Source organism: Vibrio sp. 1641 (genome assembly GCF_033339995.1).
In the GTDB taxonomy this organism is placed as follows: domain Bacteria; phylum Pseudomonadota; class Gammaproteobacteria; order Enterobacterales; family Vibrionaceae; genus Vibrio; species Vibrio alginolyticus.
In genome coordinates this window covers 1-1,424 of sequence record NZ_JAWOVP010000040.1, presented here as the reverse complement: position 1 = coordinate 1,424, position 1,424 = coordinate 1, and the positions used below count along the sequence as shown (strand labels likewise).

The following is a 1,424-nucleotide window of genomic DNA, read 5'->3' as shown; positions in this document are numbered from 1 at the left end:
TGACCACCGCTTCAACAATGGCTTCTGCTAGATAAGTTAAGTGGTCACTTACTTTCATGACTGGCAGCACGCCAGCGATATCCGCTGCGGCAATACGCAGAATACAAATTTGCTTAAACTGACGCAGCGCTTCCATTTGCTGCTCCATATCATCTTCGGGAATACGGGCAAGGAAATCGCGCAATTCAGTGCGATAGCTATCGAGTGGAATTGGGTTGTACAGCTGTTGAGGATCTATCAACTCATCCAGAAGGATTGGATAACGAGACAACTGTTCAGAAATCATCGGACTTGCGGTACACAAGCGCACTAACTGCACCAATGCGGCAGGGTGTTCATCCAACAATTCTAAGTACGTCGTGCGCGTGCAAATATTGTGCAGTAAGTGCAACACTCGCGGTAAACCAAACTGCGCATCTGGGTGGGCAAACACCGCATCAAACACTTTTGGCATCAAGCGGTTTAAGACCTCTCGCCCACGGGGGCCGAGCGTTTTCTTGGCCAAGTCGGCTTTAAAGTTGATGATAGCTTTAGAGAATATGGCGGGCTCTTCAACATGAATGTCCTGATCTAAAATCAGCTCTAGCACATCTTGTTTATTGGCCATATCCCATAATTCATGGAAATGACGAGCAATCGTGCTGCCCTCATCTTCTTCGTCGTCACCAATCAAGGTTTCAAATACTTGATGCACTTTGTTCATGTGCTGCTGAGTTTGTTCGATGAGCAGCTCCCACGACTCTAGCTGCATCGCAGTTGCCAGTTTTAAACGCTCAATGTCGCAATCGGGCAGCGTTTGAGTCTGCTTGTCTGCCATTGCTTGCAGTAGATTTTCTAGCTGGCGTAAATATTTATATGCCGCTTCCAGATTGCTGACTTCTTGCGGGGTTAACAGTGCAAGCTCTTCAATACCACTTAGGGTTTCGAGCAAGCCACGATTGCGCAAAGATGGCTCTCGCCCGCCACGAATCAGTTGGAAAACTTGCGCGATAAACTCAATTTCTCGAATACCACCAGCGCCCAGCTTGATGTTGTTGGTTAAACCGCGACGTCGCACTTCACTGCTGATCATTGATTTCATGCGGCGCAATGACTGAATCGCACTAAAGTCGATATAACGACGGAACACAAACGGACGCAACATTTTGCGTAGCTCTTGATATTGCGGATACATTTCGCATCCCATCACGCGCGCTTTGATCATCGCGTAACGTTCCCAGTCTCGTCCTTGCTCTTGGTAGTAATCTTCCAACGCAGCATAGCTCATGACCAACGGGCCGCTTTCTCCAAATGGACGCAACCGCATGTCGACACGATAACAAAAACCATCAAACGTCTGTTGATCGAGTGCTTTGATGATCCGCTGACCAAGACGAGTAAAGAACTGCGCGTTAGCAATACTGCGGCGGGCACCTTGGGTTTCG

Annotated in this window: 1 protein-coding gene; it reads right to left on the bottom strand. The window is 48.3% G+C overall.

Going from position 1 to position 1,424, the window contains the following annotated elements:
• A partial coding sequence (gene glnE / locus R7Z47_RS23995) for a bifunctional [glutamate--ammonia ligase]-adenylyl-L-tyrosine phosphorylase/[glutamate--ammonia-ligase] adenylyltransferase (RefSeq protein WP_318130663.1) occupies positions 1-1,424 on the bottom strand: 1,424 nt, incomplete at both ends.